General features: G+C 60.2%; 12 protein-coding genes and 4 tRNA genes. 3 read left to right on the top strand and 13 right to left on the bottom strand.

The window, feature by feature from the left end:
* The first annotated feature begins 109 nt into the window (after positions 1-109).
* The gene (locus IF199_RS09825) at positions 110-1,801 is read left to right on the top strand and encodes a molecular chaperone HscC (protein ID WP_192560220.1); all 1,692 of its coding nucleotides are present in this window, start codon (positions 110-112) and stop codon (positions 1,799-1,801) included.
* Here the strand turns inward: IF199_RS09825 and IF199_RS09820 are convergent.
* The 12 genes from IF199_RS09820 to gltX all read right to left on the bottom strand — a co-directional run bounded on the left by IF199_RS09820 (position 1,798) and on the right by gltX (position 11,209).
* Positions 1,798-4,476 (bottom strand): DUF805 domain-containing protein, encoded by a 2,679-nt coding sequence (locus tag IF199_RS09820; protein WP_192560219.1) that lies wholly within the window; start codon positions 4,474-4,476, stop codon positions 1,798-1,800. The two genes, IF199_RS09825 and IF199_RS09820, sit on opposite strands and share 4 nt — an antisense overlap.
* Positions 4,473-5,171, bottom strand: coding sequence for a DUF1266 domain-containing protein (locus tag IF199_RS09815; protein ID WP_192560218.1), 699 nt, complete (start codon positions 5,169-5,171; stop codon positions 4,473-4,475). The genes IF199_RS09820 and IF199_RS09815 overlap by 4 nt, the downstream gene beginning before the upstream one ends.
* A 185-nt stretch (positions 5,172-5,356) precedes the next feature.
* Positions 5,357-5,803, bottom strand: coding sequence for an Hsp20 family protein (locus tag IF199_RS09810; RefSeq protein WP_102621524.1), 447 nt, complete (start codon positions 5,801-5,803; stop codon positions 5,357-5,359).
* Positions 5,804-5,922: 119 nt separating this feature from the next.
* Positions 5,923-6,882 (bottom strand): tRNA dihydrouridine synthase, encoded by a 960-nt coding sequence (locus IF199_RS09805; RefSeq protein WP_102621523.1) that lies wholly within the window; start codon positions 6,880-6,882, stop codon positions 5,923-5,925.
* Positions 6,883-6,917: 35 nt separating this feature from the next.
* Entirely contained in the window at positions 6,918-7,379 is a 462-nt protein-coding gene (locus IF199_RS09800) for an acyl-CoA thioesterase (RefSeq protein WP_085732471.1), read from the bottom strand.
* A 47-nt stretch (positions 7,380-7,426) separates the two neighbouring features.
* Positions 7,427-8,260, bottom strand: coding sequence for an alpha/beta fold hydrolase (locus IF199_RS09795; RefSeq protein WP_085732470.1), 834 nt, complete (start codon positions 8,258-8,260; stop codon positions 7,427-7,429).
* Positions 8,261-8,290: 30 nt separating this feature from the next.
* On the bottom strand, positions 8,291-8,830 hold the full coding sequence (locus IF199_RS09790) for a TetR/AcrR family transcriptional regulator (RefSeq protein WP_102621522.1): 540 nt from the start codon (positions 8,828-8,830) through the stop codon (positions 8,291-8,293).
* A gap of 181 nt (positions 8,831-9,011) precedes the next feature.
* A tRNA-Glu gene (locus IF199_RS09785) sits at positions 9,012-9,087 on the bottom strand.
* Positions 9,088-9,165: 78 nt separating this feature from the next.
* Positions 9,166-9,241: transfer RNA gene (locus IF199_RS09780), tRNA-Ala, on the bottom strand.
* 53 nt (positions 9,242-9,294) lie between these two features.
* A tRNA-Glu gene (locus tag IF199_RS09775) sits at positions 9,295-9,370 on the bottom strand.
* Between the two features lie 79 nt (positions 9,371-9,449).
* Positions 9,450-9,525 (bottom strand) — tRNA-Ala (locus IF199_RS09770).
* Between the two features lie 202 nt (positions 9,526-9,727).
* The gene (gene gltX, locus IF199_RS09765; RefSeq protein ID WP_102621977.1) at positions 9,728-11,209 is read right to left on the bottom strand and encodes a glutamate--tRNA ligase; all 1,482 of its coding nucleotides are present in this window, start codon (positions 11,207-11,209) and stop codon (positions 9,728-9,730) included.
* A 230-nt stretch (positions 11,210-11,439) separates the two neighbouring features.
* On the opposite strand from gltX, the gene IF199_RS09760 reads away from it, so the two are divergent.
* Positions 11,440-12,489 (top strand): HlyD family secretion protein, encoded by a 1,050-nt coding sequence (locus tag IF199_RS09760; protein ID WP_192560217.1) that lies wholly within the window; start codon positions 11,440-11,442, stop codon positions 12,487-12,489.
* Positions 12,479-14,029 (top strand): MDR family MFS transporter, encoded by a 1,551-nt coding sequence (locus tag IF199_RS09755; protein WP_482082704.1) that lies wholly within the window; start codon positions 12,479-12,481, stop codon positions 14,027-14,029. Before IF199_RS09760 ends, IF199_RS09755 begins: the two co-directional genes overlap by 11 nt.
* Positions 14,030-14,089: 60 nt before the next feature.
* On the opposite strand, the gene uvrB is transcribed toward IF199_RS09755, so the two are convergent.
* Positions 14,090-16,105 (bottom strand): excinuclease ABC subunit UvrB, encoded by a 2,016-nt coding sequence (uvrB, locus tag IF199_RS09750; protein ID WP_096821182.1) that lies wholly within the window; start codon positions 16,103-16,105, stop codon positions 14,090-14,092.
* Positions 16,106-16,126: the final 21 nt, after the last annotated feature.

The following is a 16,126-nucleotide window of genomic DNA, read 5'->3' as shown; positions in this document are numbered from 1 at the left end:
CCGGAACGCCTGCGGTTGCTGACCGCAGGCATTGACGTCAGGCCGGTAATTGCCAGGGTTGGCGGCAACCTGTAGGGTCGCGTTTTTTCGCGCCGTTTCGAGATCGATCATGCAGGATGCAACCCTCCCCCGCCCGGCCCTGCTGGGCATTGACCTTGGTACCACCAACAGTTTGATCGCCGTCTGGCAGGACGGTCAGGCCCGGTTGATCCCCAACGCCCTCGGCGAGGTACTCACGCCTTCCGTCGTCAGCCTCGATGAAGACGACAGCATTCTGGTCGGCAAAGCCGCCCGCGCACGCCTGACCACCCACCCGGAACGCACAGCGGCGGCGTTCAAGCGATTCATGGGCAGTGAAAAACGTCTGGAACTGGGTGGGCGCTCATTCAGCCCGGAAGAACTCTCGGCGCTGGTGATCGGTTCGCTCAAACAGGATGCCGAGGCCTTTCTCGGTCATCCGGTGTCTGAAGCGGTGATTTCCGTGCCGGCGTATTTCAGTGACGAGCAACGCAAACGCACGCTGTTCGCTGCCGAACTGGCAGGGCTGAAAGTCTCCCGACTGATCAACGAGCCGACCGCCGCCGCCATGGCCTACGGGCTGCATGAACAGAAATTCGAACGCACGCTGATCTTCGATCTGGGCGGCGGGACTTTCGATGTCACGGTGCTGGAATATGCGTTGCCGCTGATCGAGGTGCATGCGTCCACTGGTGACAACTTTCTGGGTGGCGAAGACTTTACCGAGGCCTTGCTGCAGGCGTGCCTCAGCGAATGGCAACTGACGCCCGCCATGATCGACGCGCAGGGCATGGCCAGCTTGAGCGATGCGCTGGAACAGCTCAAATGCAAACTCGGTGAAGGCACCCGGCACCTGAACTGGCGATATACCGACAGGACGTTCGAATGGTCGCTGGACGAAACCCGCGCGATAAAAATCTGGGAACCTCTTCTGGCCCGCTTGCGCGCACCGATCGAGCAAGCCCTGCGCGATGCCCGCCTCAAACCCCGAGACCTCGACAGCCTGGTGCTGGTGGGCGGCGCCACACGGATGCCGGCGGTGCAGCAAATGGTGGCCACGCTCTTCGGACGCCTGCCTTACCGACACCTCGATCCGGACACGATCGTCGCACTGGGTGCGGCGACGCAAGCGGCGTGCAAGGCACGGGACGGTGCAGTTGAAGAGTTGATTCTGACCGATGTCTGCCCTTACACCCTGGGGATTTCGACCAACCGTGGTGAAGGTATCAGTGGTGCTTTTTCGCCGATTATCGAGCGCAACACCGTTATTCCGACCTCACGGGTACAGCGCTACTCCACAACGTTTGCACAACAGACCGAGATCCGCATTGCGGTTTATCAGGGTGAGCGCCCGTGGGTGCGCGACAACATCTTCATCGATTCCTTTGATGTGCAGTTCAAGCCCAGCGAACACATTCAGAGCCTGGATGTACGCTTCAGCTATGACATCAATGGCCTGCTGGAAGTGGACGTCACCCTGCTCGACAGTGGCGAACGTCACAGCCACAGTATCGACCGCAGTCCGACCGGGCTCGACGAGCAGGCTCGGCAAGACAGCCGTGAACGACTTTCTACCCTGAAAGTCCACCCTCGCGATTCGCTGCCCAACCGCACATTGCTGGCACGCCTTGAACGCGCCTGGATGCAGAGCCTCGGCAATGAACGCGAACGCATTGCCGACTGGATGGACACCTTCAACGCCGTGCTCGGCGGCCAGCAACCCAGAGAGATTGCCAGCCATCGATCACAGCTCGAGAAGGCGCTCGATGAACTGCATCTCTAACCGTTGAGCCGACGCAGCGTAGCCTGCAAGCCGCCGGGCAGCATGTCTTCACCGGCGCTGTCCGGCGGCACACCATAACGGTTGGGCAGCTTGTCACCGGGAAACGCAAACAGCATCAACGGCAGAAACGGCAACACCGGCGACAGGCAGAGCAGGATCAACAACGTCGGGATGCCCCGCCCCATGTCATGCAAACGTCGCAGTATGGCCCCAAGCAAGAACACACCGCCCAGCAGCAATACGGCAATTGCGGACAACGGTGTGCCGCTGAGCAAAGCCGCCAGCGGCGTCACCAACAACGAGCCGAGCACCTGCCAGAAGAACGGCCCACGCGCCAGGCGAGTATTCAGGCGCCAGAAGGCCACAGGCGATGCCGGACGACTGTCGGCCCGGGCCAGCAGCAAGCGTTCCGACCACGACAACAATGCACTGAACGCCAGACGCAGACCGACCCCATGGTCCGGGTTGTCCTTGGCGCGCTGCATGCGCAGCAAAATTTTCTGTCGCGGCACCCCGGCGCTGCCGTAGCGCACCAACCCTTTGAGCGCATCGAGGGCCAGGTAAAAGGTCTCGCTGTGGATACCTTCATACTCCGTCAACGCCTGTGATGGCGGGTGCGTCGGCTCGCCCTTGATCAGACTGTGACGGAAACCGTCGAACCAGTCCTGTGAGTTGATGATCTCGGTTGTCCTTTCGAGCAAATAGCGGCGCTGCTGCGCATCCATCAATGGATCGTGATACAGCACACCGGTCAGCAGCATGCGTCCGAGCACGTCATCACTGAACGCACGCAGGTCGCTGTGCACACAATCATACAAGCGGTCATTGCTCAGTAATCGCACGCTGTCGAGTGCTTGCTGGACGCCCATCAATTGCCGGGCAAGAACGGCATGCACCGGGTCTTCGACCTGCAACCAGCCAAGCAAACCGTTGAGATCTCCCTGCTCGCGATAAAGACGCCGCAACAGCGGTTGCAACCGACTGGCTGGCTGGGCCGAATCGAACGGCAGGTGTTCCAGCGTCAGATCACCCGTCAAGCTCAGCCAGCGTTCCGGCTCGCTGAGCAATGCCAACAGATATAGGGTGCTGGCGTGCCATTGCCACACCGCTTCTCCCGAGCCGACAGGTGGCAATGCCACGCCTCGATCACTCAATTGGGTCAGCACACTCAGCACCGCCAGCTCGCCGGCCGTGTACGTGTCGCCCAAGGAGAACGCCTGCTCGATTCGCTCCAGCGCTACCGGGCTGTATGCTCGCAACCTGCGCAGCCATGCAAGGCAGACTTTGTGGCCGCTGCCTTTCTCCAGCGCTTCGGGCAGGTGCGTTTGCTGTGAACCCTCATCGATAAACGCGCCCATCGTCAGCGGGATCGGCCCATGACTCAACCAACGCAAATGCTGTCGGGCTTGAGACCTGAACCCGCTCAGAACCAGTTCTTCAAGTGCATCGATGGCCGGAGGCTGATCGACCAACTGTTGTAACAGTTGCACATCGCCTCGATGCAGAGCCCAGGCGTGTCGATAAAGCTGCTGCAGTCGAACATCGTCGTGCGCGCCCAACAGCAACGCGAGCAAAGGCAATTCGTCGTCGGCCATCCGCCAGTTCAAAAACGCCTTGGCCAGGCCCTGAGCCTGGTCCGGGCCAATGCCCATCCAGCGAGCCAGGGTTTCGGGCCGGAGCGATGGACTGCCGTAGGCTTGAGTGGCATCCCCCAGATCAAAGGCCCAATCGCGAAAATCACCGAGACGGTCGAAGGCCTGAATCAACAAAGGAAGAAAATCCGGCTGACGCCTGGCGCACAAGCCCAACAACTCGCTCTCGGCCTTCGGGTGCCGGTGTTCCTGCCAGAGTTGCACCCAGCACGCAAATGCCTCGTCCTCCAGCCCCAGCAGGCTGTTCTGACAGGCCAGCAGGTACAGCGAATCCACGTCATTCGGCGTTTCACGCTGTAGCTCGACGCAGAACTGCCGCAGCCCCTCGCCCCCAATGCCAGCCTGAGTGAACTGCACGACCAGACGCTTGATCGACGCCGTGTGATCCGGCAATGGCAGGCAGGTGTGCCGACTGACAAAGCGGTCGAACTCCTGCAGCGAGCGCTGATTGAAGATCATATCCAGGGTGTGCAAATACCAAAGGCTTTCGGTCTGCGCAGCGGCGGACCAATCCCCCATCAACGCCATATCGAACGGGTCGGGCTTATTGATCTGATCGAGAAAGTCTTCCGCCTGCCGAGCCTGCTCGAAGCCCAGCGACATCAACTGATGCTGCCAGCCCATGTGGTCAACGAGTACGCTGGCGCAACGATGCGACAACAGATCGGCGTTGAACATCTGGCCAAACAGCGCCCAGCGCAGGTCGTCGAGCACGCCGAGCGGCAGTTGATCCAGGGTTTTGACAAAGCTCTGCCAGGCCTGCGGATCAAAACGCTGCGCCGGGTCGTTCAACAGATTGTCAAAGTCGGCAAGGGCCTGAGGCACTTCCGAAACCACGGTTTCAGACACTTCAAGTGCTTCTTCGCGAGCAAAGCGAATCGCACTTTCGTATGCCTGACGCAGTGCCTGGAATCCTTCAGGGTCGGATTCCGGATGATGTTCCGGCAGCCGTGCGCGGTACGCATCTCGAATCAACGATTCATCGTCGGTGGGTTCGATACCCAAACGTATCCAGCAACTCATGACCAGTCGAACTCCTCAAGAGATTCCGGACGCTGGGGCAAGTCGAGCTCCAGATGCCAAGGCAGGTTGTTCAGAAAAACCGGCATGTTCTGCGCAAGCCCACGGGCCACTTGCACGCTGTTCGATTGCTCGCCCTGCCGATCCAGCTCGAAAGCAAAGGTGTCATCACCTTTGCTTTCACATCCCCAGAACCCGCGACCGAAAAGGAATCCGTTGAAATACGATTTCCAGCTGCTGTAGTGATACTGGGCCCTGACCGCCAACCGCCCGTGCAACCAGGCGCTTTCAGTCGGATCAATCCACTGGTTGCGCACCGCGCAGCGCAGCAGAAACCCCATGCGACCATAGTCCCAGGCCAGAATGCCGCCAGGCCCGCAGTCACCAAAGGTGCGACTGGCAAAATCGTGCAGAACGCGCTCACGCGGCTCGAGGGTATCCATCAATGCGTGCCATTCGCCGGGCAGACAACGCTGCCAGGCCTGATAGGCACCATTGAGATGTCTGGCATGACCGTTGTCGGTCATGCGTTTGAACATGCTCAATAATTGCGGGCGGTCATTGATTCCCCAGCTGCATTGCAAGTCGATGAATTGCGGATCGGCGTAAAACGCTGGCTCGTCGTATTCGGCGCGAGGATTGAGCGCCACCATCGGCGCAGAGAGGGCGCACAGCCAGCGCTGTTGAATATCGTCCATGAAAAAGGCTCCAGGCCGACCGGTAAGGATGGGGGTCGGCAAAACTGCGGCGGATTGTAGAGAAACCGTCGCTGGCGGCAAAGCCGAACTGCAGTTTTCCTGCGCCCACAAAAAAGGCCCCGACGTATCGGGGCCTTCATTCAGCGGCTTATCGCCCGTTCAGACGACTTGTTTCTGCAAGTGAATCAGTGTTGCAGCGCCGGCTTTTGCGTCCCGTTGATCGGGATGCGTTTGGCTTTCGCTTCTTCCGGGATCACACGCAGCAGATCGATGCTCAGCAGGCCGTTGCTCAGGCCGGCGGCCTTGATCTCGATGTGATCGGCCAGGCGGAAGGACAGCTTGAATGCACGCTGGGCAATGCCCTGGTGCAGGAAAGTGACGCCTTCGTTCGCGTCACGCTTGCCGCCACTGATGGTCAGCACGCCTTTCTCGACTTGCAGTTCCAGGTCTTCTTCCTGGAAACCGGCCGCCGCCACGACGATGCGGTATTGATCGTCACCGTGTTTTTCGACGTTGTAAGGCGGATAGCTGCTGCCTGGCTCGTTGCGCAGGGCGGTTTCGAACAGGTCGTTGAAACGGTCGAAGCCTACCGAGGAACGGAACAGTGGCGCGAGGGAAAATGCAGTACTCATGGTTCAAATCTCCTGAAAATAATCAGCAAGGTTTTTGTCTCCGCGACCCGAATTCGGCATCGCGTAACCCTTAGATAGGGACCTGCGTTTTGTTTTCAAGAGATTGTTCGGAGATTTTTTCAGGCGGCTTCGGCGACCGGCAAGCCCAGCAAACGCGAGACGTGGTCCGGCTCGGTTTCTCGGCGCAACACGGTGAACAGCTCGGTAGCCTCAGGATAATTGCGGGTCAGCATCGCCAGCCATTGCTTCAAGCGGCCCGGGGATTGGCGCGCTGTCATCTGCGCCTTGGCTTGCAGCCAGAAGTCCTGGATCAGCGGCAGCAGCTCGGCCCAGGTCATCTCGACGACTTCCTCGCCGGCACGGGCGGCAGCGATCTGACGGGCCAGATCCGGACGCGAAACCAGGCCGCGACCGAGCATGATGTCCTCGACGCCGCTGATTTCCCGGCAGCGGCGCCAGTCTTCGACGCTCCAGATGTCACCGTTGGCGAACACCGGCACCTTGACCACGTCCTGCACGCGCGGAATCCACTCCCAATGAGCCGGTGGCTTGTAGCCGTCCATCTTGGTCCGGGCGTGAACCACAATATGCTCGGCGCCGCCTTCGGCCAGCGCCGTGGCGCAGACCAGCGAGCCGTCCGGGCTATCGAAACCGAGGCGCATCTTGGCGGTAACCGGAATATGTGCCGGCACGGCACGCCGCACGTGTTCGACGATCTGGTTGAGCAGCTCCGGCTCCTTGAGCAGCACCGCACCGCCACGAGACTTGTTGACGGTCTTGGCCGGGCAGCCGAAGTTCAGATCAATCACTTCAGAGCCCAGTTCGCAGGCCAGCGCAGCGTTTTCCGCCAGGCACACCGGATCGGAACCCAGTAATTGCACGCGCAACGGTACGCCGGAAGCTGTGCGGGCACCGTTGAGCAATTCAGGGCCGAACTTGTGGAAATAGGCCGGAGTCAGCAACTGGTCGTTGACCCGGATGAACTCGGTCACGCACCAGTCGATACCGCCGACACGGGTCAGGACATCGCGCAGGATGTCATCGACCAACCCTTCCATCGGCGCCAGAGCAATTTGCATGGGAAACACACACTCAAGGAAAAACGTGCGGCAGTTTACTGGGTTTCGCGGGTTAAACCCATGTCCGCTGTCTGGATGGCCGGGCCGTAGCCTTCGATGAACTCGGCGGGCATGCGCTTGGGCCTGCCGGTGGACAGCTCGATGCAGACAAAGGTGGTCTGGGCACGCAGCAGCGTGGTGTTGTCGCTGGGGCGAATCAGCTGGAAGTGACGGGTCATTTTCAGGCGCTGATCCCAATCGACGATCCAGGTCGCCAATTGCAGTTCATCACCTTCGTAGGCGGCCGCCAGGTAGTCGATTTCGTGCCGCACCACCGCCATCGCCCGATCCAGACGACGGTACTCGACCAGATCCAGACCCAGCCGCTGCGAGTGGCGCCAGGCGCAACGTTCGAGCCAGGAGACGTACACCGCGTTGTTCGCGTGCCCCAGCCCGTCGATGTCCTCGGCGCCCACTTGCAGATCAATGGTAAACGGCGTTGCCCGATCCCAGCCCATGCCCTACTCCCGGTCAAATGATTCAACCGAGGCAGTGTAACGGATGACTACGCCGATTGCCGCGCCTGAAGGCTGCGACCGGCCAGCAGTGATAACACGCCATCAATCACCCGAGGGTCGGCCAGCACGCGCTGGTGACCGCCGGCTTCCAGGCGCAGCAGTCGGCTGTCGAACCAGGATTCGTGGATCAGTTGGGATTCCTTGACCGAGACGAAGGTGTCGTCTTCGGCGTGCACGATCAGGCCCGGCATATCCAGCTGATAGTGGGCGACATCGAGGGTTGCGGCACGCATGCCGACATCCTGCTCGACTTGCCGAATGAAGGCAGAACGAGCTCTTGGCGGCATTCCGACGTAACGGGCAAACCCGCGCAACACGCCCAGAATGCGAGCCGGAGCGGCAATGCTGACCAGGGTTTCAGTGCGCAACCCCAATTGCACCGCGAGCATGGCGCTGGCGCCGCCCATGGAATGGCCGATGACGGCCTGCAGCGGAGGCAATTCAGCGGCGGCTTCGAGCATCGCCCGAGCAAACAGTACGACGTTGGCTTCGCGCCCTGGCGAACGACCGTGGGCCGGACCGTCGAGAGCGACAACGGTGTAGCCGGATTCGACCAGCGCCGTGATCAGCGCGGCAAATTGGGTCGGACGCCCTTCCCAACCGTGCATCAGCAGAACCGTCGGACCTTGCCCCCAGCGCAGCGCGGAGAGGCCGAAACGCAAAGTGATCCGCTCGGATTTCGCCAGCAGCGGCAATTCCCAATCCCGTGGCGCATTGGCGCGAGGGGTCATGAATGCCAGCCGCATTTTGCTTGCCACCAGTTTCGGTGCAAACCAGCCCAAGGTGCCATTAACGCCGCGAACCCACTTCAACGTGCTCATCGCTCTCTCCTCAGGCTCGTTGCCTTCAGGTCAACGCACCGCCGACTTGGCAGCGCGCAGCAATCGATCGGATAAATCACCAGGCCCCAACGCCCTTGAGAGCGCCAGACCACCCACCATCAAGGCCACGTCGGCCAACGTTTTATCGATGTCTTCAGGGCTTGAAGCCAACTGCGCGATCATCAACTCCAGGTGCTCGTTCAGCGCGATGCGGAACTCTTCCGGCAGCCGTCCCAGCTCACCGATGGATGCCGGGATCGGGCAGGCCGAATCGCTGGAATCACGGTGTTTGCGCGACAGGTAGAACGCTGCCACCAGGGCGCGACGCTCTTCGCCGGTCAATTCAGAGTCCATGTCGGCGATCAGGTCTCGGCGACGCCCCAGCAACTGCTTGAACGCCTCAAGCATCATGGCGTCCTTGCTTTCAAAGTGCGCATAGAAGCCACCGACAGTCAGGCCGGCGGCGCCCATCACTTCACCCACGCTCGGCTCGGCCGGGCCACGCTGGATCAGTGCGGCGCTGGCAGCCTTGAGGATGCGTTCGCGGGTTTGAGCTTTTTTGTCGTTCATCGTTGCCTCCGAATATTACGATTAGAATATTATTCTCATAATAATATTCTGCAAGTCGAAAATATGACCGCTGGTCTGAAGCACAGTTTAAGGAAAAAGGAGATTTGGCCAAACGCCAGACAAACAAAAGGGCCATTCAATAATTGAATGACCCTTATAAATCCCGCAGAGCGGGTAATCGTGGCGTCCCCTAGGGGACTCGAACCCCTGTTACCGCCGTGAAAGGGCGGTGTCCTAGGCCACTAGACGAAGGGGACACAAACCTTCTGTACAACTGATCAGTGCTGAGATCTGATCGATTCAAGGCCGGTGTGGCCAGACCTTGAACTGTAAATTGGTGGAGCTAGACGGGATCGAACCGTCGACCTCTTGCATGCCATGCAAGCGCTCTCCCAGCTGAGCTATAGCCCCGGATTTTTCGCCTCGCGGCGGAGCGACATCTTGCAACATCGCTTCTGTAAAACTGGCGTCCCCTAGGGGACTCGAACCCCTGTTACCGCCGTGAAAGGGCGGTGTCCTAGGCCACTAGACGAAGGGGACGCAAACCCTTCTATACATCTGATCAACGCTGAGTGTTGATCGCTTCGAAGCCGGTGTGGCCAGGCTTCGAAGTGTAAATTGGTGGAGCTAGACGGGATCGAACCGTCGACCTCTTGCATGCCATGCAAGCGCTCTCCCAGCTGAGCTATAGCCCCTCATCGTTGATGTCATCGCTGAGGACGGGGCGAATCTTAAGGGCGTATCGAAAGGCTGTCAAACTTATTTTTGAAAAATTTCAAAATTTTTTGTCGGCATAACAATCACTTACCACCCTCCCCCCGTAAATTCGGGGGAAAACGCCGAAGGACGGGATCAAAAGATCCTGACCTCCGGCGCGTCCTGCAGAGTCAAACGCAATCAGGCGATAGCGCCCAACAGCTTTTCCCACTCTTTGTTTTCTTTCTTCGACACGCCGCCCAGCAGGTCAATCGCCTGGCGCAGACGGAAACGGGTCAGGTCCGGCCCGAGAATTTCCATCGCATCAAGCACCGATACCGAGCTCGCCTGACCGGTGATCGCGGCAAACATCAACGGCATCGCATCACGCAGTTTCAGTTCGAGGGATTCGACTACTGCCTGAATCGTCGCCGTGATGCTGTCCTTCTCCCACTGACGCAGGCTTTCGAGCTTCCACAGGATCAACTGCATCAGTTGACGAACCTGATCACCCGAGAGCTTTTTCGATTCGAACAGCTTGGCATCCGGGTTCACGCCACCGGCAAAGAAGAAACCGCCCAGCGGTGCAACCTGGCTGAACGTCTCGACGCGGCCCTGAACCAGCGGTGCGATCTTCATCATGTATTCGGAGTTGAACGCCCACTTCTGTACGCGAGCGGCGAACTCTTCCACCGGCAGATCACGCAGCCACTGGCCGTTGAGCCACGACAGCTTCTCGATGTCGAAAATCGGCCCGCCCAGCGAGACACGCTTGAGGTCGAAGTTGTCGACCATTTCCTGCAGCGAGAACTTCTCGCGCTCGTCCGGCATCGACCAGCCCATGCGGCCCAGGTAGTTGAGCATGGCTTCCGGCATGAAGCCCATGCGCTCGTAGAACGTCACCGAGGTCGGGTTCTTGCGCTTGGACAGCTTGCTCTTGTCCGGGTTACGCAGCAGCGGCATGTAGCACAGCTCCGGTTGTTCCCAGCCGAAGTATTCGTAAAGCAGGATCAGTTTCGGCGCCGACGGCAGCCATTCTTCACCGCGCAGCACATGGGTGATACCCATCAGGTGATCGTCGACCACGTTGGCCAGGAAGTACGTCGGCAGACCGTCGGTCTTCATCAGTACCTGCATGTCCATGCGATCCCACGGGATCTCGACATCACCACGCAGCATGTCGGGAACAACGCACACGCCTTCGCTCGGCACTTTCATGCGGATCACGTGCGGCTCGCCCGCAGCCAGGCGACGGGCGACTTCTTCCTTGGACAGCAACAGCGCACGGCCGTCGTAGCGCGGGGTTTCGCCGCGAGCCATTTGTTCGGCGCGCATCTGGTCCAGCTCTTCGGCGGTGCAGAAGCACGGGAAGGCATGGCCCATATCGACCAGTTGCTGGCAGTACTTCTGATAGATGTCGCCGCGTTCGCTCTGACGATAAGGACCGTGCGGGCCGCCGACGTCCGGGCCTTCGCTCCAGTCGATACCGAGCCAGCGCAGAGCGTCGAAGATCTGCTGTTCGGACTCGCGGGTCGAGCGCAACTGATCGGTGTCTTCGATGCGCAGGATGAACTCACCGCCGTGCTGCTTGGCAAAGCAGTAGTTGAACAATGCGATGTAAGCGGTACCTACGTGGGGATCCCCGGTAGGCGATGGCGCGATGCGAGTGCGGACGGTGGTCATGGCATGTCTCGAAAAGAATGAAAAGCAAAGAACGATCAAGCGGCGAATGGTAACAGGCGACACCCGCCCCGCTCCAGCGGACAGGGCATTTAAGCCAACTTTGCGTCTGTAACGCCCGTTGGCCGTGGTGAATGGCTGAATATCAGCAGACGGCATTTACCGTTCATCGGCTGTATGCCAGATTCGCCTGCTGATAACTTTCCTTACAATTCCTCGACTACAGTTTGCCCATGCCTGCCCAACTCAAGCGTCGCCTGTTCATTTTCCTGCTGCTCGTCCTGCTGATTGCCGGGGGCTTTTTTGCTCATTGGTTTTTCAAGGGACGCTTTTATGAAAGCACCGACAACGCCTATGTCCAGGGTGAAATCACCCGCGTGTCGAGCCAGCTGAGCGCACGCATCGACGAAGTCCTGGTGCAGGACAACCAGCATGTGGAAAAAGGCCAGTTGCTGGTCCGCCTCGAAGGCGATGATTTCCGTCTCGCGGTCGATCGTGCCAACGCCGCCCTTGCCACCCGCGAAGCCGAGCGCCTGCAAGCCCAGAGCAAACTGACCCAGCAAGCCAGCCTGATCGCTGCCAGCGACGCACAGGTAGCAACCACGCAAGCCACCCTCGGCCGCTCGCAGGTCGATTTGTCACGGGCAGAAACCCTGCGCAAACCCGGCTACGTCTCCGAGGAGCGGGTCACCACCCTCTCCGCCGACGCCCATATCGCCCGCTCGCAAGTGGCCAAGGCCCAGGCCGATGCACAGAGCCAGCGCCAGCAAGTCAACGCGCTGAGCGCCGAAATCAAACGCCTCGACGCACAGATCGCCAACGCCCGCGCCGACCTCGCCCAGGCCGAGCTGAACCTGACCCGCAGCGAAATCCACGCGCCGATCAGCGGCCTGATCGGCCAGCGCGCCGCACGCAATGGCCAAATCGTGCAGGCCGGCGCTTACTTGTTGTCGATCGTTCCGGACGAAGACATCTGGGTGCAGGCCAACTTCAAGGAAACCCAGATCGGCCACATGCTGCCGGGCCAGAAGGCCGAACTGGTCTTCGACGCTTATGGCGATACGCCGATCGAAGCGCGGGTCGACAGCCTGTTCGCCGCCTCCGGCGCACAGTTCAGCCTGTTGCCGCCGGACAACGCCACCGGCAACTTCACCAAGGTCGTACAGCGGATTCCGGTCAAGCTGACCTTCAAGGCCGATAACCCGCTGCACGGCAAGATCCGTCCGGGCATGTCGGTCACCGCCACCGTGAATATCAAAGACGCCCCAGACAATGGCCGGTGATCAACTGATCCGCCCGGTCGGCGAACCGACCCGGCGGGACTGGATCGCGGTGATGAGCGTCATGCTCGGCGCGTTCATGGCGGTGCTCGACATTCAGATCACTAACTCGTCGCTCAAGGATATTCAGGGCGCCCTGTCGGCGACCCTGGAAGAAGGCTCGTGGATTTCCACCTCCTATCTGGTGGCGGAAATCATCATGATCCCGCTGACCGCATGGCTGGTGCAGTTGCTCTCGGCACGGCGGCTGGCGGTGTGGGTGTCGCTGGGGTTTCTGATTTCGTCGTTGCTGTGCTCGATGGCCTGGAGCCTCGACAGCATGATCGTGTTCCGCGCCATGCAGGGTTTCACCGGCGGCGCGCTGATCCCGCTGGCCTTCACCCTGACCCTGATCAAACTTCCCGAACACCACCGCGCCAAAGGCATGGCGATGTTCGCCATGACCGCCACCTTCGCCCCGTCCATCGGCCCGACCCTCGGCGGCTGGCTCACGGAGAACTGGGGCTGGGAATACATCTTCTACATCAACATTCCGCCGGGGCTGATCATGATCGCCGGGCTGATGTACGGTCTGGAGAAAAAAGAAGCGCACTGGGAACTGCTGAAAAGCACCGATTACACCGGCATTCTCACGCTGGGCGTTGGCCTCGGTTGCCTGCAGGTGTTTCTTGAGGAAGGCCATCGCAAGGACTGGCTGGAATCGAGTCTGATCGTGACGCTGGGCAGCATCGCTCTGTTGAGCCTGATCACCTTCGTCATCGTGCAGATTTCCAAGCCCAATCCGCTGATCAACCTCGGCATCCTGCGCAATCGCAACTTCGGGCTGTCAAGCATTTCCAGCCTTGGCATGGGGGTCGGGCTGTACGGCTCGATCTATCTGCTGCCGCTGTACCTGGCGCAGATCCAGAATTACAACGCCTTGCAGATTGGCGAAGTGATCATGTGGATGGGCGTTCCCCAGCTATTTCTGATTCCACTGGTGCCGAAACTGATGAAGTTCGTATCGCCGAAATGGCTGTGCACGATCGGCTTCGGCCTGTTCGGACTGGCGAGTTTTTCATCCGGCGTGCTCAACCCGGACTTTGCCGGACCGCAGTTCAATCAGATCCAGATCATCCGCGCCCTCGGCCAACCGCTGATCATGGTGACCATTTCGCTGATCGCCACGGCGTACATCCTGCCGCAGGACGCGGGCTCGGCATCGAGTCTGTTCAACATCCTGCGCAACCTCGGTGGCGCCATCGGTATTGCCCTGCTTGCCACCCTGCTGGACGCGCGCACCAAGACCTACTTCGATTATCTGCGTGAAGCAGTGGTACCCACCAATCCGCAGGTGGCCGAACGGCTGGCGTCGATGGCCGATCGCTTCGGCAGTGACACGGCGGCGCTGGGGAAATTGAGCGAGATCGTTCATCAGCAGGCGCTGATCATGGCCTACAACGATGCGTTTCGTTTTGTCGGGATTGCGCTGGGGATCAGCATGCTGGCGATCTTGCTGACCAAGAAACTGCCCGCCGGCCTGAAGGCCGGCGAGGCGCACTAACCTTGAGTGGACGCAGAGCGTCCAAGGCTGCATTCCCACGCAGAGCGCGGGAATGATCAGTCAGACCGCCAACAATCGCTCGCGCATTTTGGCAATCTCGTCGCGCATCTGCGCCGCCGCTTCGAATTCCAGGTCGCGGGCCAACTGGTACATCTTCTCTTCCAGTTGGCGGATGCGCTTGGTGATCTCGCTCGGCGAGCGCAGTTCGGCTTCGTACTTGGCGTTCTCTTCGGCGGCCTTGGCCATGCCTTTGCGCTTCTTGCTGCGCGAACCGGGCACGGTGGCGCCTTCCATGATGTCGGCGACGTCCTTGAACACGCCCTTCGGTGTGATGCCGTTGGCCAGGTTGAAGGCGATCTGCTTGTCGCGACGGCGCTCGGTTTCGCCGATGGCACGCTCCATCGAACCGGTCATGCGATCCGCGTAGAGAATCGCCCGGCCATTGAGGTTACGTGCCGCGCGACCGATGGTCTGGATCAGTGAACGCTCGGAACGCAGGAAGCCTTCCTTGTCCGCATCGAGGATCGCCACCAGCGAGACCTCCGGCATGTCCAGGCCTTCACGCAGCAGGTTGATCCCCACCAGCACATCGAAGGTGCCCAGGCGCAGGTCGCGAATGATTTCGACCCGTTCAACGGTGTCGATGTCCGAGTGCAGATAACGCACGCGCACGCCGTGATCGGCCAGGTAATCGGTCAAGTCTTCGGCCATGCGTTTGGTCAGCGTGGTGACCAGCACTCGCTCCTCCACCGCCACACGCTTGGTGATTTCCGAAAGCAGATCGTCGACCTGGGTCAGCGCCGGACGCACTTCGACCTGCGGGTCGACCAGGCCGGTCGGGCGCACCACTTGCTCGATCACCCGCCCGGCGTGCTCGGCTTCGTAGTTGCCGGGCGTGGCCGAGACAAAAATCGTCTGCGGGCTCACCCCTTCCCACTCGTCGAACCGCATCGGCCGGTTGTCCAGCGCCGACGGCAGACGGAAGCCGTATTCCACCAGGGTTTCCTTGCGCGAACGGTCGCCCTTATACATCGCGCCGACTTGCGGCACGCTGACGTGGGATTCATCGATTACCAGCAAGGCGTCGGCCGGCAGGTAATCGTAGAGCGTCGGCGGCGCCGCACCGGCCGGGCGCCCGGACAGGTAACGCGAGTAGTTTTCGATGCCGTTGCAGTAGCCGAGTTCGAGGATCATCTCCAGGTCGAACCGGGTGCGCTGCTCCAGACGCTGGGCTTCAACCAGTTTGTTGTTGTTGCGCAGGTATTCCAGGCGTTCCTGCAACTCGACCTTGATCCCCTCGATGGCGTCGAGCAGGGTTTCCCGGGGCGTCACGTAGTGGCTCTTCGGATAGAAGGTGAAGCGCGGCAGCTTGCGGATGACCTCACCGGTGAGCGGGTCGAACGCGGAAATGCTTTCCACCTCGTCATCGAACAACTCGATACGGATCGCTTCGAGATCGGATTCCGCCGGGTAGATGTCGATTACATCGCCGCGCACACGGAACGTGGCCCGGGCGAAATCCATGTCATTGCGGGTGTATTGCAGGTCGGCCAGGCGCCGCACCAGCGCACGCTGATCGAGCTTGTCGCCGCGATCGACGTGCAAGACCATTTTCAAATAGGTTTCCGGGCTACCCAGACCGTAGATGCACGACACCGTGGTGACGATGATCGCGTCCTTGCGCTCCAGCAATGCCTTGGTTGCCGACAGACGCATCTGCTCGATGTGGTCGTTGATCGACGCATCCTTCTCGATGAAGGTGTCGGACGATGGCACATAGGCTTCAGGCTGGTAGTAGTCGTAGTAGGAAACGAAGTATTCGACGGCGTTGTTCGGGAAGAATGACTTGAACTCGCCATACAACTGCGCCGCCAGGGTCTTGTTCGGCGCCAGCACCAGGGTCGGACGCTGTACCTGGGCAATCACGTTGGCGATGCTGAAGGTCTTGCCCGAGCCGGTCACACCGAGCAGGGTCTGGTGCGCCAGCCCGGCTTCGATGCCCTCGACCATCTGGCGAATGGCTTCAGGCTGATCGCCGGCTGGGTCGAATCGGGTGACGAGCTGGAATTCAGACATAAACACCTCTGGATTCGCGAC

The organism is Pseudomonas allokribbensis (assembly GCF_014863605.1).
Lineage (GTDB): Bacteria > Pseudomonadota > Gammaproteobacteria > Pseudomonadales > Pseudomonadaceae > Aquipseudomonas > Aquipseudomonas allokribbensis.
Note: the sequence above shows the minus strand (reverse complement) of the source record. Positions and strands in the feature narration are given on the sequence as shown.

Bases quoted from the DNA above. Each gene is read 5' to 3' on its own strand.
- IF199_RS09825 (WP_192560220.1), top strand. From the start codon at position 110: ATGCAGGATGCAACCCTCCCCCGCCCGGCCCTGCTGGGCATTGACCTT.
- IF199_RS09820 (WP_192560219.1), bottom strand. From the start codon at position 4,476: ATGAGTTGCTGGATACGTTTGGGTATCGAACCCACCGACGATGAATCG.
- IF199_RS09815 (WP_192560218.1), bottom strand. From the start codon at position 5,171: ATGGACGATATTCAACAGCGCTGGCTGTGCGCCCTCTCTGCGCCGATG.
- IF199_RS09810 (WP_102621524.1), bottom strand. From the start codon at position 5,803: ATGAGTACTGCATTTTCCCTCGCGCCACTGTTCCGTTCCTCGGTAGGC.
- IF199_RS09805 (WP_102621523.1), bottom strand. From the start codon at position 6,882: ATGCAAATTGCTCTGGCGCCGATGGAAGGGTTGGTCGATGACATCCTG.
- IF199_RS09800 (WP_085732471.1), bottom strand. From the start codon at position 7,379: ATGGGCTGGGATCGGGCAACGCCGTTTACCATTGATCTGCAAGTGGGC.
- IF199_RS09795 (WP_085732470.1), bottom strand. From the start codon at position 8,260: ATGAGCACGTTGAAGTGGGTTCGCGGCGTTAATGGCACCTTGGGCTGG.
- IF199_RS09790 (WP_102621522.1), bottom strand. From the start codon at position 8,830: ATGAACGACAAAAAAGCTCAAACCCGCGAACGCATCCTCAAGGCTGCC.
- gltX (WP_102621977.1), bottom strand. From the start codon at position 11,209: ATGACCACCGTCCGCACTCGCATCGCGCCATCGCCTACCGGGGATCCC.
- IF199_RS09760 (WP_192560217.1), top strand. From the start codon at position 11,440: ATGCCTGCCCAACTCAAGCGTCGCCTGTTCATTTTCCTGCTGCTCGTC.
- IF199_RS09755 (WP_482082704.1), top strand. From the start codon at position 12,479: ATGGCCGGTGATCAACTGATCCGCCCGGTCGGCGAACCGACCCGGCGG.
- uvrB (WP_096821182.1), bottom strand. From the start codon at position 16,105: ATGTCTGAATTCCAGCTCGTCACCCGATTCGACCCAGCCGGCGATCAG.